This window comes from Chitinibacter fontanus, from assembly GCF_013423785.1.
Lineage (GTDB): Bacteria > Pseudomonadota > Gammaproteobacteria > Burkholderiales > Chitinibacteraceae > Chitinibacter > Chitinibacter fontanus.
This window is the reverse complement of sequence record NZ_CP058952.1, coordinates 3504182-3529055: the sequence shown is the minus strand read 5'-3', so window position 1 is coordinate 3529055 and position 24874 is coordinate 3504182. Positions and strand designations below refer to the sequence as shown.

The following is a 24874-nucleotide window of genomic DNA, read 5'->3' as shown; positions in this document are numbered from 1 at the left end:
CGCAGGGTTTGATGCTAAGCAAGACTTCTAGCTAGATACCTGGTTAGAGTATGTTGGGCTTGAGTTTTTAAGCTACGTCCTCATCTGATAAAAATCGCTCTTTTGTTCTTTGCGGGGTTCGTTCATGAAGTGCCCATTTTGTGGTTCACCAGATACGCAAGTCGTAGATTCACGTGTGTCTGACGAGGGTGACGTCGTTCGCCGCCGTCGTCGCTGTACGATTTGTGATAAGCGCTTCACCACCTTTGAAACCGCTGAAGTACGTATGCCCCAAGTAGTTAAGCAGAACGGTCAGCGCGCAGAATTTGATCGTGAGAAGGTACGCACGAGTTTTTTACGTGCCCTGCATAAACGGCCAGTACCTACTCCACTGGTTGACGAGGCGATTTCCCGTATTATCCAGAAAGTGCTTACCGTGGGTGAGCGCGAAATTATGTCCCGCCAAATTGGTGAAATGGTGATTGCTGAGTTGGCCAAGCTGGATAAAGTCGCTTATATCCGTTTTGCCTCTGTATATCGCTCCTTCCAGGACGTTGAAGACTTTCGTGATGTGATTCGCGAGGTAACGAAGGAGTGAGTCAATTTAGCGCGTTCGATCATGAAATGATGGCCAAAGCCTTGCAAATTGCTGCGCGAGGAGCTCATCTGACAACACCCAACCCCTGTGTTGGTGCTGTGCTGGTCAATCATGGTGAAATTATCGGCTATGGTCATAGTCAGGCTGCCGGTGGTGCGCATGCGGAAATTATGGCCTTGAAAATGGCGAAATCGCGCGCGCCGGAAAAAATATTAGGTGCCACGGCCTATGTTACGTTGGAGCCGTGCAGTCACTTCGGGCGCACCCCACCTTGTGCTAATGCCCTGATTGGCGCTGGAGTAGATCGCGTTGTTGCTGCATTGCGTGACCCTAATCCTTTAGTTGCAGGCCAAGGGTTGGCCCGTTTGGCCAATCACGATATCGAAGTGGCGCATGGCCTGCTTGCTGCACAAGCGCGTGAGCATCATAAGGGCTTTCTGTCTCGTATGATTCGTAAGCGTCCATGGTTGCGAGTTAAACTGGCCGCCAGTTTGGATGGGCGTATTGCACTTAATAGTGGCGAATCACAATGGATTACTGGCGCTCCTGCCCGCGCTGATGTGCAGAAAATACGAGCACAATCCTGTGCCATGCTAACGGGTGTTGGTACTGTGCTTGCTGATGACCCGCAATTGACAGTCCGCGACTTGCCAGCACAGCGTCAGCCGCAACGGGTGGTTGTCGATAGCCGATTGCGTACTCCTGTTACGGCGAAGATTTTACAAATTTTGCCTGAGGCGGTTCCTCAAGGCAAAACGCATATTTTGACCACTAATTTGGCATCTGAGCATGCCGTTTTGCGCACGCTTGCAGAGGTGAAAGAGTTGCCAGAGCAATCTGGTAGGGTCGATTTGCTTGCTGTATGTGAGTATTTAGCGCAGCAAGGGTTTAATGAGGTAACGGTTGAGGCGGGTGGTAAGCTGGTCGGCGCTTTGCTGCAGGCTGGTCTGGTCGATGAAATTATTCTTTATCAGGCGATGAGCTTCATTGGACGTGGTCAAGCTATGGCAGATTTTGATCTTGCAGCGCTAAGTCAGCAATATAAGCCAAGCTTGTTTGATCGCCGTATGGTAGGGGGTGATCAGCGCTTGCAGCTGCGCTTTACTGATCCAAATGTGGTATTTGCTGAATCTACTTTGGGGGAATGAAATGAGTGATAACACTAAGCCAGTCTGCCCTGATTGTGGCAAAGAGCTTGAAGTTTTAGCAGCCTGTGGGGCCAAAAGCTATTTTTGTAATCATTGCAATGAATTGAAATCCTCATCGCGGGTGCGCAGTGCGAACCCGTCATTATTTCCTGAGCACAAGGACTAATATGTTTACTGGCATTATTCAGGCGGTTGGTCAGATTACAGATGTACAGGCCTTTGATGGTGGCGTTCGCCTGACGGTGGATGCTGCTGATTTGGATATGAACAATGTAGTACTAGGGGATAGTATTGCTCATAATGGCGCATGCATGACGGTGATTGAGCTTATACCCCCGAATGTTTATAAAATTGATGTTTCTGGCGAGTCATTGCGCTGCACCGTAGGTTTGGATCAAAGTGGTGCTAAAGTTAATCTGGAAAAAGCTCTGCGGCTGGGGGATATGCTGGGTGGGCATATGGTATCAGGCCATGTGGATGGTGTGGGTCAAGTGCTGAGTTTTGATGCCGTGGGCGAAAATCGCGAGCTAGTCGTTTGTGCGCCAAAGTCACTGGCTAAGTATTTGGCGGCGAAGGGCTCAGTGGTGGTTAATGGGGTTTCATTGACCACGAACACTGTACAAGACACTGTCGATGGATGTGTTTTCTCAATTAACTTAATTCCGCACACCTTAAGTGTGACAACACTGGGTCAACTGTCGGCGGGTGCAAAGGTCAATCTAGAGATAGACCTGATTGCACGCTATGTTGAGCGCATGGTTTCATTAGAAGCAAGTCAAATTGGAGCTCAAGCATGAGCCAAATCTCACCCGTTAGTGAAATCGTTGCGGAATTAAAAGCCGGGCGTATGGTCGTTTTGGTGGACGAGGAAGATCGCGAGAATGAAGGCGACTTGGTCTTGGCTGCAGATTTTGTGACACCTGAGGCAATCAATTTTATGGCCAAGTATGGCCGTGGCTTGGTTTGCCTTACCTTGACGCCGGATCGCTGCAAATTACTCAATTTAACGACTATGGTCTCGAGTAATGGCTCATCATTTGGCACCAATTTTACGGCATCCATTGAAGCTGCTGAAGGTGTAAGTACGGGTATTTCGGCGCATGACCGCGCGTTGACGATTCGTAAGGCTGTCGCTTTCGATGCGAAGGCGACTGATGTGGTATCGCCTGGGCATGTATTTCCCGTAATGGCGCAACCAGGTGGTGTCTTGGTGAGGGCGGGCCATACTGAGGCGGGGTGTGATCTGGCAATGATGGCAGGTTTGACGCCTGCTTCTGTAATCTGCGAGATTATGAATGATGATGGCACAATGGCTCGCTTGCCAGAGCTGCTGGTTTTTGCTGAAGAGCATAAGCTCAAAATTGGTACGATTGCCGATCTGATTAATTACCGCAGCCGTACTGAAACGCTAATTGAATGTGTTGGTCGCCGGTCAGTGCGCACTTTTGCCGGTCAGTTTGATTTGGCGGTGTATCGTGACAAACTCACATCAGCGACACATTTGGCCTTGGTTAAAGGCCAGCCCACCGCTGACGAAGAAACCTTGGTAAGGGTGCACGAGCCGTTATCGGTGATCGATTGGCTAGATTTGGATGCTCGTAGCCATTCTTGGAATGTAGAGTCGGCACTCACCGCGATCGAAAAGGCGGGTAAAGGGGTAGTAATTTTACTGCACCGCACTGAGGATGGTGAAGATCTGCTTTCCCGTGCCTTGCCTGAGCTTAAGTTGAATAAGCCGCAAAAATGGGATATGCGCACGTACGGGATCGGTGCCCAAATGTTAAAAGATCTCGGTGTAGGTCGCATGCGTTTGATGTCGCCTGAGCGGAAAATCCCAAGCATGATGGGCTTTGGTTTGGAAATTACCGGTTTTCATCAGCCAGAATAATCACAGCTGCTGTAGTTATTGATAAAGGAAAGTGCAAATGAGTGTAGAAGGAATTGCTTTGATTAAGCCGAATTTGTCAGGTGCTGGCATGAAAATTGGCGTAGTAATGAGCCGCTTTAATACCCCTATTTGTGAAGGTTTGCGGGATAACTGCCTCGATGAGCTAGTCCAGCTGGGTGTTGAGCCAAAAGATATTTTATTGAGTAGTGTGGCTGGGGCATTAGAAATCCCTGTGGTATTGCAAACCATGGCAGCTAGTGGTCGTTTTGATGCCTTGATAGCACTGGGGGCAATTGTTCGCGGTGAGACATACCATTTCGAGTTGGTGGCTAATGAGTCAGGGGCAGGGGTCACGCGTGTAACGCTGGACGCCGGTTTGCCTATTGCCAACTGCATTCTTACTACTGAAACAGACGAGCAAGCAGAAGTACGAGTTGTAGAAAAAGCGCGTGAAGCTGCGCGTGTTGCGGTTGAAACCGCTAATTTAGTAAAGGCATTACAAGTATGACCGAAGAACAATCACCTAACGTTAGCTCTAAATCACCTGCCGCAAAGAAGGCGCCCATGAAGTCGGCGCGTCGCCGCGCACGTGAATTTGCGGTGCAAGGGGTGTATCAATATTTGATGAGCCAAGATACGGTCAACAATATCGATCTTTATTTGCGTGGTAGCAGTACCTATTTCACCAAAGCCGATGCTAATTTGTATCGCGCTATTCTGTTTGGGGTAATCAAAGATGCGGCGGCTTTAACGAAAGCGATTGAGCCACATGTCGATCGCCCGCTAGAAGAAGTTAGTACGGTTGAATTGGCGGTGCTGTATACAGGGGCGTTTGAAATTATTTCAATGCCGGAAACCCCATATCCTGTCATTATCAATGAAGCCATTGAGCTAACTAAAACCTACGGCGGCTCAGACGGCCATCGCTTTGTGAATGGCGTGCTCGACAAATTGGCAGAGCTGGTTCGTGCTAGTGAATTTGCAGCAATTCGCGCGAAACGTCAGGGCTAATTGCTGGTTATATGACCGAATTTGATCTAATTGCACAGTATTTCACTCGCCCAAATCGCCCATTGTTTAAGGCGGATTTGGGGGTCGGTGACGATGCTGCGCTAATGACCGTGAGTGATGGGCATCAGCTAGCAGTCTCTGCAGATATGCTTGTCGCTGGGCGGCATTTTTTTGCCGATGCAGATCCTGAGCGACTTGGGCACAAGTGTCTGGCAGTTAATTTGTCGGACTTGGCTGCAATGGGGGCCAAGCCCACCTGGTTTACCTTATCTTTGGCGCTACCCGAGATTGACGCCAATTGGTTGGCTGCGTTTAGTCGAGGGATGTTTGCGCTGGCTGATGAACATCAAATCGAATTGGTCGGTGGTGACACCACCCGTGGCCCGTTAACCATTGCGATTCAAGTGGCGGGCGAAGTGACACGCGGTGGCGCGATGTTGCGTAGTGCGGCTCAAGTTGGTGATGATATTTGGGTCTCTGGTCCTTTGGGTGGGGCAGCAGCAGCTGTTATGCATCGTACTGGTCGCGTGAGATTGCCTGAATTGATTGCGCAGGAATGCGACTTACGACTTGATTTGCCTCAGCCGAGAGTAGGCTTTGGCGCTGCGATTGCCTCTATTGCACATGCGGCGTTAGATATATCCGATGGCTTGGCTGGCGATTTGCGTCATATTTGCAATCGCTCGGGCTGTGGCGTGCAGGTGTGGCTTGATGCCGTACCTGCGGCAAGTCAGCTCAAATATTTGCCTGCTGATTTGGCGTTAGAAGCAAAATTAGCTGGTGGGGATGACTACGAATTGTGCTTTACTGCGCCAGTTGCTGCTCGAGAGCAGATAATGGTCAGTGCGGCACAGTTTGCGCTGAATGCGTCGCGAATTGGTGTGGTTGTGCCGCAAATGACCCCCTCAATTCAATTTTTAAATGCTCAACTAGAGCCGGTGCTGCTGTCGTTTGGTGGCTTCGATCATTTCAAAGTGCCGTGATTTTTACCGTTAATCCAAGCCCCGCTGCCAAAAAGCAAGCGCCGCAAATTATCCCTGATTGGCGTTTTGTGAGTTCACATCCCGCCCATTTCCTTTCTTTTGGCTTTGGTAGTGGGCTTGCTCGCAAGGCTCCCGGCACTTGGGGTACTTTGGTTGCTTTACCACTGATGTTGTTGCTGCAATGGATATTGCCAAATCCCATTATTCTGGCGTTCTGTGTCCCGTTGTTTGCGCTGGGGGTCTGGGCGGCAGAAGTGACTGGGCGCGCATTAGGCGTTAGTGATTATGGCGGCATTGTGATCGATGAAATTATCGCGATGGTGATGGTGTTGTGCTTCGCCCCTAAAACACCTCTAGCCTGGTTGCTGGCTTTTGTGTTGTTTCGCATATTCGATATTATCAAACCATGGCCTATCAACTGGGTTGATGCTCGCATCAAAGGTGGACTTGGAGTGATGGTTGATGATTTGATTGCCGCAATTTTTGCTGTAATTGCCTTGTTGGCAACATTATCGCTGCTCACCTAGCTAATAGGGTATTGCTTTATAGGTCTTTATTTAATTGATGTGTAGAGCAATACCATCTTCTATCTTGTGGTCTGTGCTAATTTATTCTGATAATCAGCCCGCTATACACTAGTCGGGTCTGTTAAAATTGCGGGATGATACGATTAAAATCCCTTACCCTCCGTCGTGGCGTCAAGATTCTGCTTGATCGCGTTGATTTAACCTTAAATCCAGGTTCCAAAACTGGTGTTGTGGGCGCAAACGGCGCTGGCAAGTCAAGTTTCTTCGCCCTATTGCGTGACGAGATTCATGCCGATGAAGGTAACTTGGAAATGCCACCACGTGCAGCAATAGCCCATGTTGCCCAAGAAACCCCCGCATTACCATGCTCTGCGCTCGATTATGTCCTTGATGGTGATGTTGAGTTACGCCGGATTGAAGCCGATTTGCAGGAGGCCGATGCCAGCGAGGCGCATGATGGACTACGACATGGCGAATTGTTGGCGCAGCTCGAGGCCATTGACGGATATTCCGCTCCAGCTCGCGCAGGCAAATTACTGGCCGGGTTGGGATTTAGTAGCGAAGAAATTTCTCGCCCGGTGGCCAGTTTTTCTGGTGGTTGGCGGATGCGCTTGAATCTGGCTCAGGCGCTAATGTGTCGTTCAGATCTATTGCTGCTTGATGAGCCAACCAACCATTTGGATTTAGAAACAGTGGTTTGGTTAGAGAATTGGCTGAAATCCTATCGCGGTATGTTGCTGATTATTTCGCATGACCGTGATTTTCTGGATTCGACAGTTGGGCAAATTTTGCATGTTGAAAATGCACAATTGTCCCTTTATACCGGTAACTATGCCGATTTTGAGACGCAGCGGGCAGAAAAGCTGGCGCTACAGTCTCAATCCTATGAAAAGCAGCAGCGACAAATCGCGCATCTGGAAAGCTTTATTAATCGGTTTAAAGCTAAGGCTAGCAAAGCCAAGCAGGCGCAAAGCCGTGTGAAGGCGCTGGAAAAAATGGAGAAAATCGCCGCAGCACACGTCGATTCACCATTTACTTTTGCATTTCGTGAGCCCGATTCTTCGCCAAGCCCACTGGTGCGACTTGAAGATGCGCAGGCGGGTTATGCGATAGACAAGCCTATTTTGCGTGATCTTGAATTAAGTCTGGAAAATAAGGCGCGCTTAGGTTTGTTGGGGGTGAATGGGGCGGGTAAATCGACCTTTATTCGCTCACTGGCTGGTGAGCAGCCTTTGCTCAAAGGGGTTCGTACTGAGGGTAAAGGCCTTAAAGTGGGCTATTTTGCCCAGCATCAACTTGAATATTTGCGCCTCGAAGAGTCGGCGCTTTGGCATATGCAAAATCTGGACCCCAAAACGCGCGAGCAAGAGCATCGCAATTTTCTGGGGGGCTTTAATTTTCATGGTGACATGGCTACGTGCCCAGTGGCACCATTTTCCGGTGGCGAAAAAGCGCGCTTGGCGCTGGCGCTTTTGATCTGGCAAAAGCCTAATCTGCTGCTACTGGATGAGCCGACCAATCACCTGGATATTGAAATGCGCGAGGCGCTAACCTTTGCTTTGCAAGACTTCGAAGGTGCTTTGATTGTGGTGTCGCATGATCGACATTTGTTACGCGCCACGGTGGATGATTTTTGGTTAATTGAGCATGGCACAGTTCGACCATTTGATGGCGATCTAGATGATTACACTCGCTACAGTCAAGAGCAGCGTAGTGCGCAAGACAAAGACAGTAAGCCAATTGTGCTCGCCGCGTCCGGTGAGGCCATGAATCGCAAGGATCAAAAGCGTCATGAAGCGCAAGAGCGGCAAAAGTTGGCTCAATTGCGTAAGCCACTGGAAAAACGCCGCGAAAAAATTGAAAAAGATCTTGCCCAGAGCCAAGAGCAACAAACGCTGATCGCCGATCAATTGGCTGATGAAACGTTATATGGTGTAGAGCGCAAAGATGAATTGCAGCAGCTGTTGCGTAAAGAGGCCGAATTAAAGCTTTTGGCAGAAACGCTCGAATTGGAGTGGCTGGAATTAACCGAGCAAATTGAAGCGATCTAGTCGTGGGTATGTGGTCAGATCGCTCTTGAGATCAAGTCTTTAGTGGAATGCGGTCAGGGGGTATGTTGCGCTCATCGTTATCAATAGCCGTGGTGTGGGTTCTGGTTTGCGCACTGATTTATTGGGCTTTTGATGCGCTGATTTTACGGCAGCATAACCCCAACCAGATGCAAATTGGGATGACGCAGCAAGCAGACTTAATCCTGAAACGATCGCGAGACGGGCATTTTCGGATGTCTGCCACCCTCAATGGTGAGCCTGTGGTGCTACTAATTGACACCGGTGCAAGTGTTTTGACCATTGATCAATCATTAGCAAAACAGCTTTCCTTGCCAGAAGGGGCGCAGCTAATGACTCAAACCGCCAATGGTGAAGTGGCGGCTTATGAATCTAAACTTGATACGCTGATATTTGGCCCGTTTCAGATGCGCGAAGTTAAGGTGGCCGTGGTACGCAAGTTGGGTAATGAGGTATTGCTGGGGATGAACGTGCTGCGCAGGTTTTCAGTGCAGATTGCGGGTGATGAGATGAAGCTTCAGTTATTGAAAGAAGGGCGCTAGATTTTTCGCGCTATCGTTGCCGTGTTCTGAATGCAGTAAATGATCAACGCGCTTTAATACTTCATCGGCTGCAACTAAATATTGCGCAATCGCCGCGCTTAAATCATCACAGTACTCACTAGGTCGAACAGGCATAATTCAATACTCGATAAATCAATCACTGTGTTGGATATATCGACAATTTACTGCATTACTTGAGCATATTGCAGCGGCATAATTACCATTTGTGATCTAGGTCAATCAATTGAGCTAGTCGCTAGTTGCCTGAATAAGATTTAAATAATAAAAAAGCCCCTCGAGAGGGGCTTTTTTATCGGGTCAAATATTTACTGACCGTAGGTTTCTTTGTATTCACGACCGTAGAAGCTATCGAGCAATACTTGTTTCAACTCGCTAATCAATGGGAAGCGTGGGTTGGCGCCGGTACATTGGTCATCAAACGCTTCTTCCGCAATGCGATCAACTTTAGCCAAGAAGTCAGCCTCGTTCACGCCAGCATCTTTAATTGACGCTGGAATATTCAAGGTGGCTTTCAATTCATCAACCCAAGCAATCAATGCAGCCACTTTCTGGTCGTCATTTTTGCCTTGCAGGCCTAAATGTTCGGCGATATCTGCGTAGCGGCATTTCGCTTGTGGGCGATCGTATTGGCTAAACGCAGTTTGTTTAGTCGGAATATCAACCGCGTTATAGCGAATCACGTTGCTGATTAGTAGGGCGTTCGCCAAGCCGTGTGCTAAATGGAATTCCGCGCCAATTTTGTGTGCCATTGAGTGACAAACACCCAAGAATGCATTGGCAAAGGCCACACCAGCGATTGTCGCCGCATTGTGTACGCCTTCACGCGCAGCAGGGTCTTTCGCGCCGTTGATGTACGCTGATGGCAAGTGTTGTTTTAGCAATTTCAAGGCCTGCAACGCTTGTGGATCGCTAAACTCGTTCGCCAATACAGACACATAAGCTTCCAGTGCGTGAGTTACCGCATCGATACCACCAAAGGCAGTCAACGATTTTGGCATGTTCATTACCAGATTCGGATCGACGATGGCCATGTTTGGCGTCAATTCGTAATCGGCGATCGGGTATTTCATGCCGGTTTTTTCATCAGTCACCACTGCGAATGGTGTTACTTCTGAACCAGTACCTGAAGTGGTTGGGATCGCAACGAGTTCTGCTTTCACACCCATTTTCGGGAATTGGTAAATCCGTTTGCGGATATCCATAAAGCGCAGCGCCAAGTCTTCAAACGCCACATCTGGATGCTCATACATTACCCACATGATTTTCGCCGCATCCATTGGTGAACCACCACCCAAGGCAATGATCACGTCTGGTTTGAAGCTGTTGAGCATCGCCACGCCTTTGCGCACAACTGCGAGCGTTGGATCAGCTTCAACTTCGTGGAACACTTCAACTTCCAAGCCGTTTTGTTTCAGGATACGGATGGTTTCATCCACATAACCGTTATTAAACAAGTAACGGTCAGTCACAATCGCGGCGCGTTTTTTGTTTGACAGTTCTTCAAGTGCAACTGACAAGCTACCGCGGCGGAAGTAAATGCTTTTTGGAAGTTTGTGCCACAACATATTTTCAGCCCGTTTAGCGACAGTTTTCTTGTTGATCAAGTGTTTAGGACCGACGTTCTCAGAAATCGAGTTGCCGCCCCATGAACCACAACCCAAAGTCAGCGATGGCGCGAGTTTGAAGTTGTACAAGTCGCCAATACCACCTTGCGAAGAAGGGGTGTTAATCAAGATACGCGCGGTTTTCATTTTGTCGCCAAAGTAAGCAATGCGCTCGCCTTGCAAATCTTGGTCAGTGTACAGCGATGATGTGTGGCCAATGCCGCCCAGTGCAACCAGCGCTTCGGCTTTATGTACGGCGTCAAAGAAATCTTTGGCACGATACATGGCCAGAGTAGGGGAGAGCTTCTCGTGGGCAAAAGCTTCTTCTTCGCCAACCGAGCTCACTTCACCGATCAATACTTTGGTATACGGTGGTACTTTCACGCCAGCCATTTCAGCGATTTTGATCGCTGATTGACCAACGATGTCTGCATTTAAATTGCCGTTTTTCAAGATCACTTTGCGCACTGCTTCAGTGTCTTTCTTGTTCAAAATGTAGCCGCCGTTACTGCTAAAACGCTCTTTCACTTGCTCGTAAATGCTATCAACGATAATCACTGATTGCTCAGAAGCACAGACAACGCCGTTGTCGAATGTTTTTGACATCAAGATTGAAGCAACAGCACGTTTGATGTCCGCAGTTTCATCGATCACTACAGGGGTATTGCCCGCACCAACACCAATGGCAGGTTTGCCCGAGCTATACGCTGCCTTAACCATGCCTGGGCCACCAGTGGCCAAGATCAGGTTCAGGTCAGGGTGTTTCATTAGGTGGTTAGACAATTCAACAGTTGGTTCGTCGATCCAACCGATAATGTCGCGTGGCGCGCCGGCAGAAACAGCTGCCTCCAGTACCAAACGAGCTGCTTCGCATGTTGATTTGCGAGCACGTGGGTGTGGGCTGAAGATAATGCCGTTACGAGTTTTAAGGGCAATCAATGCTTTAAAGATGGCCGTTGAAGTTGGGTTGGTCGTTGGAACGATACCGCAGATAATCCCGATTGGCTCGGCGATGGTCATCGTGCCGAAGGCATCGTCCACCGACAAAATGCCGCAGGTTTTTTCGTTTTTGTAGGCGTTGTAGATATATTCAGAAGCAAAGTGGTTTTTGATCACTTTATCTTCAACGATACCCATACCAGTTTCGGCAACGGCCATTTTAGACAAAGGCAAACGAGCATCTGCAGCAGCTAAAGCAGCTACGCGGAAAATTTCGTCGACTTGCTCTTGAGAAAAAGTTGAGAACAGTTGCTGTGCTTTTTTTACACGGGCAACCAGTGCGTCGAGTTCTTGAACATTAGTAACAGCCATTTTTAGCTCCTGACTTGCGATGTGAGTATCTGTGGTGGATATGCTATGCCTGACGCTGTAATTTTTCTGTGCTTTATTCACACGTCATTCGTATGATATCTAAATTCAGTAACTACTGCGTTATGACAGCTATCTTTTTAGATGAATGTATTGTAGAACTACAATAGCTCCGGTTGTTTGATATTTCTCATGTTTTTGCCTTAGTTGCTATAATTATTCGCATAATGTATATTATGTAAAGCTAGCCTTACAGGTAATCAGATCAGCAAAGCGCAAAATCGCCTCTCTTCTAGGCGCAAAATATTTTTTTTCGCAATGTTAATTTGTCGCACTCCTACAACAGCCGCCAGCTTTGGCGGCTTTTTTACGAGTGGAAAAAATGCGTAAATTTCCTAGAGCTGATTTTGAATGTAATTTAAATGATCTGATGTTGTGCTTGTTTAGTGAAACCGCGAGCGATATTGCTCTGCTTTGTGGTGTCGGCATCGAGACGGTTTTGCATTGGCGCGACGGTGTTGAGCCTGTTCCGTACATGGCTTGGCAGCTAATCAGGTTTAAAACGCTTGGCGAAGTGCCGAATTTTTGTGGTGTATGGTCAGGCTGGCGCTTTGTTGAAAACAGGCTATTTCCGCCCATGAGCGCAGCTAAAGGCGCAATCACCGATATTGAGTGCAAGCACATTCACGACTACCGCATTGATCGCAATCTAACCAGCTCGCAGAGCGAGCTGATTGATTGCTTAATACGGCAGCGTGACTTCTATAAGAAGCAATGCGGCCTAGAGGCTAAATTCGGGCTGATGGTGACAAACCTATTTGGCTAATGCGGATTAAACAGTCTGAGCCTCCCTAATGGCTACAGTGGCGCTTTAAACATCAAGACTCGTTGAGCCAAAAAGCCTTGGTCTGCAGATAAAGGTCGGGGCTTTTTGGTCTTGTAGGCAGCAAGGCAGCGCGGGTCGCGCGATAACGCCCTGCTTTCTAACACTTGGCGTCATTACGGCGTTTTGTCCAATAGTCATACTGATCGCGTAGATATTGAGTTGAATTAATGCGCTGTTGACTGCGGACATAATCGCGGTTGTCTTCAATGAATTTGCATTCTGAAGCACTTGGCTTTTGTTGTGTTGAACCCATAACGGCAACGGTAGAGCCAAGGCGTTCACGATCTTGTGCGTCAAAATCAACTTGAACGTGTTTAATGTATGGTGTTCTGACAGGCTCAGAAACTGGTAATTGTTCAATTGCGGCCATAGTCACCGTGTTTGCATCACAAGGTTTTTGTTGGTACTGCATTTGACCAGACTGGGTTTTACATGCGTAAACCATTGGCAAAGCATTTTGGACGATTGGTGCAGCAGTAAAAACAGGCACAGGGTTAGATACAGGCTGAAGGACTTCAGGTGTAGGAACAGGCTCAGCAAGCATAGCCAATCGCCTTTTTTCTTGGTTTTCAAGGTTTAGCTGATAAGCGATATATTCATCCTTAAGAGCATAAACGATGCCAGAAATCATCAAGATAACAAGCAATGTAGCTAGACGCATTGAGTTATACATAATCATGCCGCCTTGGGGCCGAATAGTTGTTGATGTGGTTGTGAATCGGTACAACTTGCGAACATTTCAACTTGGGCAGGGAAAAAGACGATACGCGCCAAGCAATCATCGTTAATTTCAACCTTATATCCCAGGGCAGTCAATTTTTTGTTATCAGTTGTGAAAACCGTACCATCATCACGACGAACCTCAAACACCATGCGATCAATTTTTGATGATTGCATACGGCCTATGACACGGACTGATGAATTCAGAAGCGGGTGTTTTATAACAAAAGCATCCGAAGTACCCGCCCCGTCATGCTGGCTATTAACAGAAGCAGGAATAACCGCACCACTACCTTGAGCCACAACCACTTGAGGAATCGCCACAGTAGCTGGCTTACTGGCTTGAGTTTGAGCAACAGACTCACTTTTAGGCGATCCACCCAAGAAGTGAGGAAGCCCCGTAAGACCGACATAAATAAAAGGGGCAATTGCCATAAACAGAAGCAGTAATATTTTAGGGTCTTTAAAAATGGATGTACCGGCTTTTGTATCGCTGAATGTTCCGGTTGCAGTGGATTTGTAGAGCTTGAAAACTCGTTTGTTGGCGCGTTTTCGCTCGATAGTGACATAGCTAGATGGTTTGCTGGGGTCTTGTGCATCATGGTAACCCTGTGTGTAGTGGCCTTTAAATAGCGCACCAAGCACAGCTAAGTTTTTATGGTGATAGCCACCCTCAGCAGCTTGGCGAATTTCAGTGTGAATCTTGGCAATATTGGGTGTGGTGAAAACCATATCCCAGTTGTAATGCCGATGCATATCAAATGCGGTAACAAAATCCGGTGGTCGGTTAGAAACTTGAGCACAATCTTGGGCTGTGAAAGGTGTTTCAGCAGGCCAGTCAGCAGGCTTTTTTGTTTCATCGAGCGGAAAATCTAAGGCTGATAGTTCACGATCGCGCCAACGTGAAGGAAAAACATACTGGGCTTCATCGACAATGATGAAAGCTCCATGAGGCGCCCAGTGGAAAAAACGAGCGAACTTATCACGACCTTCCTTTAAAGAGGTATCAACGTGTATTACCTCAAATGAATCAGGGGCATCAGGAAAAAACTCAAGACATGACTCAGTGGTAAGGCCGCGGATATTGGTAACGATTACCCTGCCAGCTTTAATGGCAGGAATAACCTGTTCATTGACAGCTGAGTAGGTTTTATAAGAACCCGGAGCGCCTGAATAAATCAAGATAGACATTACAAGCCCACCATACGCATCATCATTTTGGTAAGTGCAGCAGACATCAACATATTGACGCCTTCAGGCACTTTCAAATAAGTCATCAAGCCTAAAACACTTGAATCTACAGAGCCAAAAGCACGATTGAGCATGGCTGAAATACCAAGGTCGGAAATAGCTTGATAAGCCATGCTCATTGCAATAACGAGGGTTTTTGTCTTAAGTTCAATCCACCAAATTGATGCTTTAGCGAGTAGATAAAAGATTGACTGCTCAGCCCATGACCAAACGCCGGATGTAGCCCAGTCATACATCATTTGGAAAAAATCAGCCATAAATCACCTCAAAAGAGAAGAATCCAAAGGATTGCAATGCCGAATAAGAAATTGATTACGTAAGACGCATAGCGCAAAAAGTCAGGGTGTTCGCCCAAATCCATTGTGAAAGTGCCAAGATCGGGTGTTGATTGGCTAAAGCGCAATGAACCACCTGTAGGCAAGTCAGACTTGAATAGATTTTTGAAATCATTAAATTTCTGAGCAAGTGTAGATTTGAACGTGGTTTCAGCTTTGGCGTAGTCAGTTTCCATTTTTGAGAAATCGAATTTGCCTTGCTCTTTCTTTTCTAAGGTGACGCCTTTACATAGAAATGAATCTTTCATAGGTGCAGAGCCGCAAATGCCGTCACCGATTAAATTACCGTCCTTATCGTATTTAGCAGCACCTGATGCATTGTTACTGGCTGGAGCGGAAGCATTAGAAACACCAGTACCATTGCCCTTTTGTTCAATTTTGGTTGAGCAATTTTTGCCAGATTGATCGCATGTCGTAGTTTTGATGGTTTTAGAGCCATCAGGGTTTGTTGTGGTTTCTGTAACGGTTTCAGAACCATCAGCGTTTGTTTTGGTTTGCTTTTCCATTGTGATGATCTGGGGGGGAGTGGGCGCAGGCGTGTTTGATGCGGGTGATGATGCATCACTTGGTTTTGCGGTTGGTTTAGGCGCGGGTGTTGCTTGTGTACCGTCAGAATTGACACAAAGTTTATTGCCGTTAATTTCAATTTTTGACGTACCGTCAGGACAATCACGCGGCTTATTAGGGTCTTGCATTTGACCATCAGCACCATAACAACCCGGGCCTTGCGGGCCAATGCCTAAAGACTCACCAGGGGCGCATTTGTCTTTTGGTGGCTCTTTTTCAGGTGTTGGAGGGGTAGGTTTTTTATCGCTTGGCGTGCAAGAAAATCCACCAAATTCGTAAGAACCCGTGGAATAGTATTTATAAGCACCATCAACAAGGCGACGTTGAGTAGGACCAGAGCCAGAGTAAACAGCATCACAACCATCAATGCAGACGGATACAGGCGGGTCTTTAGCTTCATCAAAGCCATAAACACCAGAATGTGCAGTTTTGCCCTTTTTCTCAAAGCATTTATCAACACAAACAAAACTAGAACCGTTTGGCATTTTGACTTTGTCAGCAGGGCAATCAGGTTTTGGTGTTGGCGTAGGAGGTGGAGGTGTAACAATTTTAGAAATACAAGAAGGCCCATCTACCAAAATTGCATTGCGGTCAGGTGAGGCATCCCAAATGCAAGTAAAGTTAGTATTCCAAAGGCTGTAATCAATATTGACTAATTTGCAGTTGTAACCAGCAGCAGAAATTTTAACAAGTGCGGGTGTGTGATCAGGATATTTAGATTTTTCAGCTAAACAGCGTGAATTTTCAGATGCAAAAGTTACACCATTTTGAGTGCGAGCTGGAAAAGACCAGTCAGCAAAAGCATTAATGCTAATAAAGTGAGATAAAAAAATAAATAAAATAGATGTACGAATTATTTTCATAAGTCACCAAATAAGAAGGGGCATAAAAGCCCCTTCCCTTTCACTACATAAAGACGCCAATGCGCAGGCCAGATATAAAAGCGTAGGCAACTAACGCCCCTATGATTAGTGACAACATGATTATTTAGCTTTGCTGCGAACCATGTTGATAATAATGCCGATAACAGCAATCGTGCAGACAATACCGATAATCACAAGACCAACTGAAGTTGCGTCAGCTTGGGTGTTAGCCAATTCTGATTTTGCAGCAGTTGAAATAGCAGAATCAGCAGCAAATGCAGCAAATGGCATTGCTAGAGCGCCAGCAGCAACGAGTACTTTAGAACCAAATTTACGAGCAGTTGTAAGATGTTTCATTTTATTTACCTTTACGGATTAAGTTAGTAATTAGGCCAACAGATAAACCAACGGCGAACACGGCCAATGTACCGCCGAATCCGATACGGAACATTTCCATATCAAATCCTGAAAAAAGGGATAGCGCATCAAGTTGTGATTGAGTTACTACCACCCCTTCAATGTATGTGATTTGTTCACATACTTGTGAAGCTGAAAAGTGGGTACAAGTTGCGATATGAGCCATTTTCAATCGCCTAAAGGTGATGAATCTTTAGGTGGATTGAAATGAATTAATGTTACTTTGCCGTCACCCTTTTCCAATGAACGTTCAATATATTTCTGATGTGCAAAATCAAAAAAACGCATAACAATCCTAGCCGCCAAGTCTGCAATAAAGAGGGCAAACAAGGTGGTTAAGAAATAAAGTAGAAACAATTGATTGACGATTGACTCATAGTCAGAAAGGGTGATTTGAATAGTTTGCATTATTTATTTCCGTACAATAGAAAAAATAGGACTAAATTTCACCACAAACTTCTTCAGGGGTTAAACGAGTGCAATCTTTGCAACGACCATCCGGAAAGAGATAAAAACATTTCTTTTCACACTGATAACATACAAATTTCATAGCAATTATCCCTATGTGCGTTCTTCAATAAAGCATGAAAAAATAATCGGGTCGCGATCAAGGTTTAACATCGCTGTTTCTATGGCAGATTCAGCATCATAGAAGGGCCCCGCCCGTGTAATGTGCTGTACAAGAATCACATCACCATCATGGGGTGCTAGAAATAAACCTGTTTCACGATCTTGTACGAACCAAACACGGACGACTTGAGCCATGATGATTAGCCTTGAAGCGGCAAAGGCTGAATAGAGCTAATTTCCATACGGGTTTGACCTTTGCCGATTGAAACTTCTTCGCGTTCAATTTCGCAATAGAAAGGCTTATTCGCTTTTCGAGCTGCTTCAAAAAGAGGCTTAAGCGTGTGAAACATTTCTGAATTAGGCCATTTAAACTCAGCAGTAGAGCGGCCTACTTGAGTACCTTTAGATTCATCAAGGCGCAGATCGACAAAGAGAGTTGTGCTGTCATAAGCTTTGCCCTCAAATTCGCCTTTAGACATTTTGATACCAGTTACCAAATATTTAGACATCTTTGATTCTCCTAATTTGCCGTTTTACCCATCAGCGGGATTTATTGGCGTTTGATTAAAAAGGTGCTGCTTCTGGTTGGAATATCTTGGCTTGTTGCCAAGACTGGTTAAATTCGTCATACACGAATTCATCGTCAAAAAATTCTTGGTCGTAATTGCTTGATGGGTTTGCATCCATTTTTTCGAATAATTCTTGAGCTGATAGCCATTCATGTTTTTTATGAATAGGCTCAGCCGAGAAGCGGAAATCATGGGTTTTTAAACGATCTGGCACTTTGTCATTACGTGTAATTAGGCGTAATGCTTCTTCAGGACCGAATATTTCAACAAGTGCGCCGATGGCGTTACCTTGTTGTTTTTTGGTAATTTCAATCTGTTTATTAATACCGATTTCCGTAACAGTTGCTTTTGTTAGCATACGGTCGGCTTTATGTTCTGAAATCCATTCAAGAGCTGGATAAGATGCTGCGAGGTATGCACCAGCAGAAAGCAGAATTTCAAAGGGTATTAATGTGTCTTTTGACTTTAGCTCTAGCTCTACCCTCACCCACTTGTGCCACTTAGCGCCGAGCTGCATACCCTTTTCGTAAACGCGCAGATAGCGGTCAGAGGTACGAACGCCGACATAAAAGGTGCGGCCTCTACCGTCTGGCACGTCCCAATCGCCAATACATTCACATTTAGGTCTACGGTTTGTGCGTGAATACAGACCAAGGCGATGATCTGCTAATGCTTCATCGACGCTATATTGTTCGCCGTTTAGATCGTCATAGGCCAAGTCGATTCGGGTGATTTTGGGACGGATAGCTTCATTTTTGAGGAAGTCATACAGGCGTGACTCCCAGCCAGAAGCAGCCGCAGCACAGCCATTACCGGAAATCATCACCATAATGGTGTCATTCTGACCACCGATGAGGATTTGACCCCATTTGTCACCAAGGATGAACGAGCGTTTGTAATAGTTGCAGCCGTTACCACCTTCATCGGTTACGCCGTAGCCGAAAATCATTTCGAGCTTGGCAGACATCACGCGAATGATTGAAAGTTGGTCTAGCTTGTTTAGTGCAGATGAATAGCGGCAAGCGGTTGAAAGATGGAAAGTAATGTTGACCCAGTCGATAAATGATGAATCATCACCGTGGCCTAGGCGTTTAGGGATTTCTAGAACCTCACCAGAATCGGAGATTACCAACTCGATAGTGTCGTGTTCTTTTTTACCCGTTACCCCCATGTTATTAGTGGGGGTCGTAAGGTTTCCGACAGCGCCCGCTTCGCTTGCTCCTCGAGCGCACTCGTCGCGCCGCTCTGCGGACGCCTTCGCTGTCAAAAAGGCTTCAATATCCGCAAAATGCGAAGCATGGACGGTGTAGGGAAAAGCGTGAGGATTACGAGGTAAGTCTGGCTTGAAATAGCCAAGCTTTGGCAAAGCGGCGTCATCAGCAACAACCGGAGCAGCAAAAGAGCGACCAGCAACTTGCATATACCAGTCAGCCCAATTCATGGGCTTTTCTGATACAAGGGCTTGGCTTAAGTGCTGTAGCTGATTGTTCATGGTGTAAGCGACGTGCTAATGTGTAAACAGATGTGGAAACTATAGATATCCACATTTGTGGATGTCAACATATGTGGAAGTCATTGGAATGAAAAATATCAACGAAATCGTGGATGCTGCACTAGTAAAAATCGGGAAAGACTCTGACAGGCAGCTTTCTATTTATATGGGTGTGTCACCGCAAACAATTAGTAACTGGAGAAGCCATAGAAACGCTCCAGATTCATATGCACTAATGGAATTGCAAAAAATTCTAGGGATTGATGCGCGGGAAATTTTGGCGATCATTGAGGCCGAACGCGCTAAAACTGAGGAAAGGCGAAGCTATTGGGAGGAAATCAAAGCAGGTTTTTCGAAATCGGGGACGTCTATTGCCGTGGCTATCGCGCTGGCGACGATGATGACTGCAAGCCCCCGCCCTAGTGAAGCTGCAGTAAGAAATGAGGGGAAAACTGACTTAAAATCTGTATATTATGTAAAGAAGGAGTCGTTTCGGAACTGTTGCAGAAACTAGCAATATTCATAAGCATTTGCTACATATCATCGCGAACCTATTCCTTAAGCCGCTTACGAATGAGTCTGATCAATCTTCGACATTCTTCAGTACCAACAAGTAACTGGGCTTTGTCGACAAAGTTAAACTCACTGCATGCCATTAACAAACTGAATTTGATGAGGTATGGCAGGATCGATACGACATCTATGTTGAAGCAATTCGCGCTTTGGAGACTGCGAAATGAATTTGCTATGCGCTATATCTGCACGCAGGATACGTTACGTTTAATTAACTCAGGTAAATTGCGTGGGCCATTTGGTATGTAAATACTTTTTACACCAAATGTAAATTAGGAAAATAAATTACTCAATCAATTTGTTGATGTCAGTAAGTTTGTAAAGCAATCATTGCCGCTACTCCGTCCAAGCAATTGTGGCACGCCCCTCCAGATGCAATATGTGTCGTGCTTTGTTTCTTAGTTAGTAGTCTGCTAAGGCCGAACAACGGAAGGTGGATTTGTTTGATTGATTGTCTGCAAATAGCCCTATTGAAGACATGTCATGAAAAAGAGGTTTATGTGTATTTATGTTCCATTAGCGCACGTAGGGTGTTTGCGCCCTCCACTCCCCTGTAGCTAATGCAACAGAAGGCACTTTTTTCAATTGCAACAGTCCTTAACGTGCATTTTTGTAAATGAATAGCTAATCAGAGCATTCAAGAGGCATATAAATTGCAACAACTGCCATAACGACTCAGTTTGTAAAGCTGTTCTTGCAGGTGATCAGATCGGTAAAGCGCAAAATCGCCTCTCTTCTAGGTGCAAAATATTTGGGTTAGGAATATGCCATTTTTCAATATCTAACGGCAGATGCCATCAGAGGGAATTGGTGTGTGTTATTCAGATTTTGACACTTGCGGCCATTAAGTACTGCACAAAATCACACATTTATAAAAGGCAAGTTGCTGCAATAGCAACAGATGCAATCAAATGCAAACAAGTTGTGCAATTTTTACCCTGCTCAAGTGATTGATTTATATCCGATTTTAGTGGATTTAATGTTCAATTGTGCTCTTGGCACACTCGTTGCTAATTACGAAATTGTAAGCTGCCAGATGAGCGGCTCATTTCATAGCAAAGGGGTTAGTCATGACTACACATCGCCAAATTAAACTCGGGGTATTTTTATCACCTTCTGGTCATCACGCTGCAGCGTGGCGGCATCCGGATACCAATCCGGCAGGCTCGACCGATTTTGAGCATTTCAAGAAACTGGCCAAAATTGCCGAAGCAGCCAAATTCGATACCATTTTTACCGCAGACAGTGACGGTATTTGGGGTGGTAGCGGCGATGCTGACTTGCGCAGCCGTCGCGAATTAAGCACCGGTTTTGAACCGATTACACTGTATTCTGCCCTGTCTGCAGTAACCAAAAACATCGGCTTCGTGGCCACCGCCTCAACCACATATAACGAGCCTTGGCATATTGCCCGCAAATACGCATCGCTAGATTTGATTAGCGGTGGCCGTGCGGCGTGGAACGTGGTGACATCAGGCAATGCCGAAGCGGCGTATAACTTTGGCCTTGATGCCCATCCCGATCATGCCGAGCGCTATCGCCGCGCGGAAGAATTTGTTGAGGTTGTGACCGGTCTGTGGGATAGCTGGGAAGAAGGCTCGCACGTTTACGATAAGGCCTCTGGCGTGTATTACGATCCAGACAAGCAGCATATTCTCAACCACGTTGGTAAATACTTTAAAGTGAAAGGCCCGCTCAATGTCCCTCGCTCGCCACAAGGCCATCCGGTGCTAGTGCAAGCTGGCTCATCCGAGCCGGGGCGCGATTTGGCCGCCAAAACGGCTGAAGCGATTTTCGCCGCGTGGCAAACCCTTGAAGATGCACAAGCCTTTTACCGCGATGTCAAAGGCCGCGCTGAAAAACTGGGTCGCAACCCGGATCACATTAAAATTCTGCCGGGCGTTTACCCCGTGATTGGTCGTACCGAAGCAGAAGCTTTGGCGAAAAAAGAGCAATTGCGTGAGCTGATCGACCCAAAAATCGGCCTGAGCCTGCTCGCTAGCTTGGGTGGTTTGGAAGGCCTGCGTGATTACGACCTTGATGGCCCTGTGCCACAAGACTTACCAGAAACTAATAACAACAAGAGCCGCCAACGCCTGCTGCTGGACTTGGCCGCACGCGAAAATCTGACGATCCGTGGTTTGTATGAGTGGGTGGCAGGTGCGCGTGGTCACCGGGTGATTCACGGCACGCCAGAGAGCATTGCCGATCAGCTAGAAGATTGGTTCGTCAATGGTGGCGCAGATGGTTTTAATCTGCTGGCGCCAACGTACCCAAGTGGCCTAGTCGATTTTGCTGATCTAGTCGTCCCAATCTTGCAAAAACGCGGCCTATTCCGCACCGAATACGAAGCCAGCACACTGCGCGGCAATTTGGGCTTACCAATCCCAGCCAATCGCTACACATTGGCCGACTACATTGGCAAAGTAGCCTAAATGCATGCCACAACAGCCGGTTCTCCGGCTGTCAGGCTGCTAACAAAGTGGAAGAACAAAATTTTTCAAGTCTCAGCAAAGCCGAGCCTAGGAAATAAGGCGGTGAATGTGCAGCCTTTATGTTCTAGTCCCACCCCTCCCGTCCCCTCTTTGAGGGGAGCCTCGCTGCGCGAGTGGGCTTTGCTATCAATCTGACAGCCGGTTCGCCGGCTGTTTGTGTATCGAATAGCAATACATGGCCATGTATTACCTTCAAGATCAACCAAATCAATACCTGCAAGCATATACCCAAGGAGCCATAATGGGCAAAGTCAATGAAATCAAACCCGATGCACTAATTGGTCAACGCTATGGCCAAGCATCATTTGCCACCCTACCCGCCATTAGCCCCGCCATCGAAACCCTCCTAAGCCACCGTACCGTACGCGCCTTCACATCAGCCCCATTGGCTGAAGGGACACTGGAATTACTGGTATCGGCTGCGCAATCTGCGCCCAGCTCATCCAATCTACAGGTTTGGAGCGTGGTAGCGATTGAAGACCACGAGCGCAAAGCACGCTTGGCACAATTGGCGGGTAATCAGGCTCATATCCATGAAGCACCATTATTGTTGTTATTTACCGTGGATCTATCACGACTAAAACGCATCGCAGAAAACAAACAAACTCCGCTTGCTGGCATTGATTATCTGGATACGCTGATCATGGGGTTTATTGACGCGGCATTGGCGGCACAAAATGCGCTGGTTGCCGCAGAGTCGCTTGGCCTAGGCACGGTTTATATTGGCGCACTACGCAATAAGCCTGAGGCCGTTGCGGATGAATTGGGTTTGCCAGCGCATGTTTTTCCCGCGTTTGGCCTCGTGGTTGGACACCCCGATACCCAACGTCCGGCGGCAATTAAGCCTCGCCTACCCCAGCGCACGGTATTACACCGCGAGCAATACAGTACCGGCGGTGAAGCTGAGGCGATTGCTAAGTATGATGAAATCTTGCGGGAGTTTCAGCGTAGCCAAGGCCTGCCAGCGCAAGACTGGAGCGAACAAGCCAGCAATCGCCTGCGTGGGCCTGAATCACTCAATGGCCGTGATCAACTTAGCGCAGCATTACGCCGGCAGGGGTTTGTTTTTCAATAAGTTGCCCATTGACTAGGTAGCCACTTAAGTGCCTGACTTAACGGGCTGAACATGCATTAGCAGGCCATTTATTCACAATTTTTGTGGATAAATGGCCTGCAGCTAATGATCTTTCTCTAATCGTCTTTTCGGCTCATCCCGTCTCGATGCCACAGGTTTGGAAACCATTTAATCCATAAACCGGCGACTAGCACTGTTCCCACCCCGCCCAACACCACTGCGACTTGAGGGCCAAACCAATGTGCAGTTAAGCCAGATTCAAACTCCCCCAATTGATTGGATGCGCCGATAAACAGGCCATTGACCGCACTCACTCTGCCCCGCATGTGATCGGGCGTTTCTAGTTGAACCAAGGCACCGCGCACCACCATGCTAACCATATCCGCCGCCCCCAGTAGCACCAGTGCCAATAGCGATAGCCAGATTGAACTTGAAAGCCCGAAAATAATCGTCGCCACGCCAAACAGGAACACGGCGACAAACATTTTCTTTCCCACTTGCCGTTGCAAAGGAAAATAAGCCAGCAACACCGATACGGTAATCGCCCCTACCGCCGGCGCTGAGCGTAATAAACCCAAGCCCCAGGGGCCTGTTTTTAAAATTTCGGAAGCAAAAATTGGTAACAGCGCCGTAGCGCCGCCAAGCAGAACCGCAAATAAATCCAGTGAAATCGCTCCCAAAATATCCTTGTGATCGCGGATATAGCGAAATCCAGCGAGCAAATGATCTAGCCCTTTGCTGGCAAGCTGCTCGGCAGGGGGCGGCTTGGGCAAAACAAACATCAAGATACACGCAATCAGCATCATTAATGCACTCAAGGCATACGTTTGAGCTGGGCCAATCGCAAATAAAAAACCACCTAAGGCTGGGGCTACAATCGTAGCGGCCTGCATTGCCGAAGCCGCTGCGGCAATAGCACTGGGCAGTAATGCTGCAGGCACTATATTGGGTAACAGTGCCTGCATCGACGGCATTTCAAAAGCACGCGCAGTACCCAGCAAAAAGGCCAGAGCAAACAATACCTCCCGCGTCATGCCTTGCCGGATGGTGAGTACGCAGAGTATCAAGCCAGCCAGTGCTTGAGCGCCCTTGGTGGCCGCCGTTATCAGGCGGCGATCATAACGATCTGCGACCATGCCAATCTGCAATAAGAACAGCACCCTAGGAGCAAATTCCAACAATCCAACCAGCCCCAAATCCAAAGCGCTGCCAGTAATGCTGTACATCTGCCAAGCCGTCGCTACAGCTAGAATCTGAAAGCCTGCGGCAGTAAAGATTCGGGATAGCCAGTAGGCTTGAAATGGGCGATGGTGAAACAATGAATCGGTTTTCATCAAAAGGCCTACGAAAAGATCAAAAAAACAGCCCCTTGCCGATTGTGGT

General features: G+C 47.2%; 28 protein-coding genes. 15 read left to right on the top strand and 13 right to left on the bottom strand.

Annotation, left to right across the window (positions count from 1 at the left end; translation table 11 throughout):
* Positions 1-124: 124 nt before the first annotated feature.
* The 11 genes from nrdR (at position 125) to HZU75_RS16680 (ending at position 8745) form a co-directional block, all read left to right on the top strand.
* Positions 125-577 (top strand): transcriptional regulator NrdR, encoded by a 453-nt coding sequence (gene nrdR, locus HZU75_RS16730; RefSeq protein ID WP_179357696.1) that lies wholly within the window; start codon positions 125-127, stop codon positions 575-577.
* The gene (gene ribD, locus HZU75_RS16725; protein WP_228028118.1) at positions 574-1725 is read left to right on the top strand and encodes a bifunctional diaminohydroxyphosphoribosylaminopyrimidine deaminase/5-amino-6-(5-phosphoribosylamino)uracil reductase RibD; all 1152 of its coding nucleotides are present in this window, start codon (positions 574-576) and stop codon (positions 1723-1725) included. The genes nrdR and ribD overlap by 4 nt, the downstream gene beginning before the upstream one ends.
* A complete protein-coding gene (locus HZU75_RS17830) occupies positions 1691-1891 on the top strand; it encodes a zinc ribbon domain-containing protein (protein ID WP_180307104.1) in 201 nt (66 codons plus the stop codon). The genes ribD and HZU75_RS17830 overlap by 35 nt, the downstream gene beginning before the upstream one ends.
* Position 1892: 1 nt before the next feature.
* Entirely contained in the window at positions 1893-2522 is a 630-nt protein-coding gene (locus HZU75_RS16715; RefSeq protein WP_180307103.1) for a riboflavin synthase, read from the top strand.
* Positions 2519-3613, top strand: a complete 1095-nt coding sequence (gene ribBA / locus HZU75_RS16710; RefSeq protein ID WP_180307102.1) for a bifunctional 3,4-dihydroxy-2-butanone-4-phosphate synthase/GTP cyclohydrolase II — start codon at positions 2519-2521, stop codon at positions 3611-3613. Before HZU75_RS16715 ends, ribBA begins: the two co-directional genes overlap by 4 nt.
* Before the next feature lie 37 nt (positions 3614-3650).
* On the top strand, positions 3651-4121 hold the full coding sequence (ribH, locus tag HZU75_RS16705) for a 6,7-dimethyl-8-ribityllumazine synthase (protein WP_180307101.1): 471 nt from the start codon (positions 3651-3653) through the stop codon (positions 4119-4121).
* A 56-nt stretch (positions 4122-4177) separates the two neighbouring features.
* Positions 4178-4624, top strand: a complete 447-nt coding sequence (gene nusB / locus HZU75_RS16700; protein WP_180308883.1) for a transcription antitermination factor NusB — start codon at positions 4178-4180, stop codon at positions 4622-4624.
* 11 nt (positions 4625-4635) lie between these two features.
* Complete coding sequence (thiL, locus tag HZU75_RS16695; RefSeq protein ID WP_180307100.1) at positions 4636-5607, top strand: thiamine-phosphate kinase; 972 nt, start codon at positions 4636-4638, stop codon at positions 5605-5607.
* The gene (locus HZU75_RS16690) at positions 5604-6134 is read left to right on the top strand and encodes a phosphatidylglycerophosphatase A family protein (protein ID WP_228028117.1); all 531 of its coding nucleotides are present in this window, start codon (positions 5604-5606) and stop codon (positions 6132-6134) included. Before thiL ends, HZU75_RS16690 begins: the two co-directional genes overlap by 4 nt.
* A gap of 134 nt (positions 6135-6268) precedes the next feature.
* Positions 6269-8185, top strand: coding sequence for an ATP-binding cassette domain-containing protein (locus HZU75_RS16685; protein ID WP_180307099.1), 1917 nt, complete (start codon positions 6269-6271; stop codon positions 8183-8185).
* Between the two features lie 62 nt (positions 8186-8247).
* Positions 8248-8745, top strand: a complete 498-nt coding sequence (locus tag HZU75_RS16680) for a retropepsin-like aspartic protease family protein (RefSeq protein ID WP_180307098.1) — start codon at positions 8248-8250, stop codon at positions 8743-8745.
* Here the strand turns inward: HZU75_RS16680 and HZU75_RS16675 are convergent.
* Complete coding sequence (locus HZU75_RS16675; protein ID WP_180307097.1) at positions 8725-8880, bottom strand: hypothetical protein; 156 nt, start codon at positions 8878-8880, stop codon at positions 8725-8727. The genes HZU75_RS16680 and HZU75_RS16675 overlap by 21 nt on opposite strands.
* Before the next feature lie 191 nt (positions 8881-9071).
* Positions 9072-11681, bottom strand: coding sequence for a bifunctional acetaldehyde-CoA/alcohol dehydrogenase (gene adhE / locus HZU75_RS16670; RefSeq protein ID WP_180307096.1), 2610 nt, complete (start codon positions 11679-11681; stop codon positions 9072-9074).
* 379 nt (positions 11682-12060) lie between these two features.
* On the opposite strand from adhE, the gene HZU75_RS16665 reads away from it, so the two are divergent.
* Entirely contained in the window at positions 12061-12504 is a 444-nt protein-coding gene (locus HZU75_RS16665; RefSeq protein ID WP_180307095.1) for a hypothetical protein, read from the top strand.
* 157 nt (positions 12505-12661) lie between these two features.
* Here the strand turns inward: HZU75_RS16665 and HZU75_RS16660 are convergent, their stop codons facing one another.
* The 10 genes from HZU75_RS16660 to HZU75_RS16615 all read right to left on the bottom strand — a co-directional run bounded on the left by HZU75_RS16660 (position 12662) and on the right by HZU75_RS16615 (position 19348).
* Positions 12662-13237: a hypothetical protein gene (locus tag HZU75_RS16660; protein ID WP_180307094.1), complete on the bottom strand. Its 576-nt coding sequence runs from the start codon at positions 13235-13237 to the stop codon at positions 12662-12664.
* 2 nt (positions 13238-13239) lie between these two features.
* Positions 13240-14475 (bottom strand): zonular occludens toxin domain-containing protein, encoded by a 1236-nt coding sequence (locus HZU75_RS16655; protein ID WP_180307093.1) that lies wholly within the window; start codon positions 14473-14475, stop codon positions 13240-13242.
* Entirely contained in the window at positions 14475-14792 is a 318-nt protein-coding gene (locus tag HZU75_RS16650) for a DUF2523 family protein (protein ID WP_180307092.1), read from the bottom strand. Before HZU75_RS16650 ends, HZU75_RS16655 begins: the two co-directional genes overlap by 1 nt.
* 8 nt (positions 14793-14800) lie before the next feature.
* The gene (locus tag HZU75_RS16645) at positions 14801-16300 is read right to left on the bottom strand and encodes a hypothetical protein (RefSeq protein WP_180307091.1); all 1500 of its coding nucleotides are present in this window, start codon (positions 16298-16300) and stop codon (positions 14801-14803) included.
* A gap of 120 nt (positions 16301-16420) precedes the next feature.
* Complete coding sequence (locus tag HZU75_RS16640; RefSeq protein ID WP_180307090.1) at positions 16421-16657, bottom strand: hypothetical protein; 237 nt, start codon at positions 16655-16657, stop codon at positions 16421-16423.
* A 1-nt stretch (position 16658) separates the two neighbouring features.
* Positions 16659-16883 (bottom strand): hypothetical protein, encoded by a 225-nt coding sequence (locus tag HZU75_RS16635; RefSeq protein ID WP_180307089.1) that lies wholly within the window; start codon positions 16881-16883, stop codon positions 16659-16661.
* A gap of 2 nt (positions 16884-16885) precedes the next feature.
* Positions 16886-17125: a hypothetical protein gene (locus tag HZU75_RS16630; RefSeq protein ID WP_180307088.1), complete on the bottom strand. Its 240-nt coding sequence runs from the start codon at positions 17123-17125 to the stop codon at positions 16886-16888.
* A 153-nt stretch (positions 17126-17278) separates the two neighbouring features.
* A complete protein-coding gene (locus tag HZU75_RS16625) occupies positions 17279-17482 on the bottom strand; it encodes a hypothetical protein (RefSeq protein WP_180307087.1) in 204 nt (67 codons plus the stop codon).
* A gap of 5 nt (positions 17483-17487) precedes the next feature.
* Entirely contained in the window at positions 17488-17796 is a 309-nt protein-coding gene (locus HZU75_RS16620) for a hypothetical protein (RefSeq protein ID WP_180307086.1), read from the bottom strand.
* Positions 17797-17851: 55 nt separating this feature from the next.
* Complete coding sequence (locus HZU75_RS16615; protein WP_180307085.1) at positions 17852-19348, bottom strand: replication initiation factor domain-containing protein; 1497 nt, start codon at positions 19346-19348, stop codon at positions 17852-17854.
* 88 nt (positions 19349-19436) lie between these two features.
* Here HZU75_RS16615 and HZU75_RS16610 point away from each other — a divergent pair, with 88 nt between their 5' ends.
* From HZU75_RS16610 to HZU75_RS16600, 3 genes are all read left to right on the top strand, one after another.
* Positions 19437-19862 (top strand): DUF3693 domain-containing protein, encoded by a 426-nt coding sequence (locus tag HZU75_RS16610; RefSeq protein WP_180307084.1) that lies wholly within the window; start codon positions 19437-19439, stop codon positions 19860-19862.
* Positions 19863-20991: 1129 nt separating this feature from the next.
* Positions 20992-22356 carry an LLM class flavin-dependent oxidoreductase gene (locus HZU75_RS16605; protein ID WP_180307083.1) on the top strand — a complete coding sequence of 455 codons (1365 nt, stop codon included), beginning with the start codon at positions 20992-20994 and terminating at the stop codon, positions 22354-22356.
* Between the two features lie 301 nt (positions 22357-22657).
* Positions 22658-23491, top strand: a complete 834-nt coding sequence (locus tag HZU75_RS16600; RefSeq protein WP_180307082.1) for an NADPH-dependent oxidoreductase — start codon at positions 22658-22660, stop codon at positions 23489-23491.
* A 116-nt stretch (positions 23492-23607) separates the two neighbouring features.
* Here the strand turns inward: HZU75_RS16600 and HZU75_RS16595 are convergent, their stop codons facing one another.
* Positions 23608-24825, bottom strand: coding sequence for an MFS transporter (locus HZU75_RS16595; protein ID WP_180307081.1), 1218 nt, complete (start codon positions 24823-24825; stop codon positions 23608-23610).
* Positions 24826-24874 lie beyond the last annotated feature (49 nt).

What these genes read in the sequence shown, in the direction of transcription:
- HZU75_RS16715 (WP_180307103.1), top strand. Translation starts at nt 1,893, where the DNA reads ATGTTTACTGGCATTATTCAGGCGGTTGGTCAGATTACAGATGTACAG.
- HZU75_RS16610 (WP_180307084.1), top strand. Translation starts at nt 19,437, where the DNA reads ATGAAAAATATCAACGAAATCGTGGATGCTGCACTAGTAAAAATCGGG.
- HZU75_RS16620 (WP_180307086.1), bottom strand. Translation starts at nt 17,796, where the DNA reads ATGTCTAAATATTTGGTAACTGGTATCAAAATGTCTAAAGGCGAATTT.
- HZU75_RS16675 (WP_180307097.1), bottom strand. Translation starts at nt 8,880, where the DNA reads ATGCCTGTTCGACCTAGTGAGTACTGTGATGATTTAAGCGCGGCGATT.
- HZU75_RS16660 (WP_180307094.1), bottom strand. Translation starts at nt 13,237, where the DNA reads ATGTATAACTCAATGCGTCTAGCTACATTGCTTGTTATCTTGATGATT.
- nusB (WP_180308883.1), top strand. Translation starts at nt 4,178, where the DNA reads ATGAAGTCGGCGCGTCGCCGCGCACGTGAATTTGCGGTGCAAGGGGTG.
- HZU75_RS16615 (WP_180307085.1), bottom strand. Translation starts at nt 19,348, where the DNA reads ATGAACAATCAGCTACAGCACTTAAGCCAAGCCCTTGTATCAGAAAAG.
- HZU75_RS16595 (WP_180307081.1), bottom strand. Translation starts at nt 24,825, where the DNA reads ATGAAAACCGATTCATTGTTTCACCATCGCCCATTTCAAGCCTACTGG.
- HZU75_RS16640 (WP_180307090.1), bottom strand. Translation starts at nt 16,657, where the DNA reads ATGAAACATCTTACAACTGCTCGTAAATTTGGTTCTAAAGTACTCGTT.
- HZU75_RS17830 (WP_180307104.1), top strand. Translation starts at nt 1,691, where the DNA reads ATGTGGTATTTGCTGAATCTACTTTGGGGGAATGAAATGAGTGATAAC.
- HZU75_RS16605 (WP_180307083.1), top strand. Translation starts at nt 20,992, where the DNA reads ATGACTACACATCGCCAAATTAAACTCGGGGTATTTTTATCACCTTCT.
- adhE (WP_180307096.1), bottom strand. Translation starts at nt 11,681, where the DNA reads ATGGCTGTTACTAATGTTCAAGAACTCGACGCACTGGTTGCCCGTGTA.
- HZU75_RS16685 (WP_180307099.1), top strand. Translation starts at nt 6,269, where the DNA reads ATGATACGATTAAAATCCCTTACCCTCCGTCGTGGCGTCAAGATTCTG.
- nrdR (WP_179357696.1), top strand. Translation starts at nt 125, where the DNA reads ATGAAGTGCCCATTTTGTGGTTCACCAGATACGCAAGTCGTAGATTCA.
- thiL (WP_180307100.1), top strand. Translation starts at nt 4,636, where the DNA reads ATGACCGAATTTGATCTAATTGCACAGTATTTCACTCGCCCAAATCGC.
- HZU75_RS16680 (WP_180307098.1), top strand. Translation starts at nt 8,248, where the DNA reads ATGTTGCGCTCATCGTTATCAATAGCCGTGGTGTGGGTTCTGGTTTGC.
- ribBA (WP_180307102.1), top strand. Translation starts at nt 2,519, where the DNA reads ATGAGCCAAATCTCACCCGTTAGTGAAATCGTTGCGGAATTAAAAGCC.
- HZU75_RS16665 (WP_180307095.1), top strand. Translation starts at nt 12,061, where the DNA reads ATGCGTAAATTTCCTAGAGCTGATTTTGAATGTAATTTAAATGATCTG.
- HZU75_RS16625 (WP_180307087.1), bottom strand. Translation starts at nt 17,482, where the DNA reads ATGGCTCAAGTCGTCCGTGTTTGGTTCGTACAAGATCGTGAAACAGGT.
- HZU75_RS16635 (WP_180307089.1), bottom strand. Translation starts at nt 16,883, where the DNA reads ATGGCTCATATCGCAACTTGTACCCACTTTTCAGCTTCACAAGTATGT.
- HZU75_RS16645 (WP_180307091.1), bottom strand. Translation starts at nt 16,300, where the DNA reads ATGAAAATAATTCGTACATCTATTTTATTTATTTTTTTATCTCACTTT.
- ribH (WP_180307101.1), top strand. Translation starts at nt 3,651, where the DNA reads ATGAGTGTAGAAGGAATTGCTTTGATTAAGCCGAATTTGTCAGGTGCT.
- HZU75_RS16630 (WP_180307088.1), bottom strand. Translation starts at nt 17,125, where the DNA reads ATGCAAACTATTCAAATCACCCTTTCTGACTATGAGTCAATCGTCAAT.
- HZU75_RS16600 (WP_180307082.1), top strand. Translation starts at nt 22,658, where the DNA reads ATGGGCAAAGTCAATGAAATCAAACCCGATGCACTAATTGGTCAACGC.
- HZU75_RS16650 (WP_180307092.1), bottom strand. Translation starts at nt 14,792, where the DNA reads ATGGCTGATTTTTTCCAAATGATGTATGACTGGGCTACATCCGGCGTT.
- HZU75_RS16655 (WP_180307093.1), bottom strand. Translation starts at nt 14,475, where the DNA reads ATGTCTATCTTGATTTATTCAGGCGCTCCGGGTTCTTATAAAACCTAC.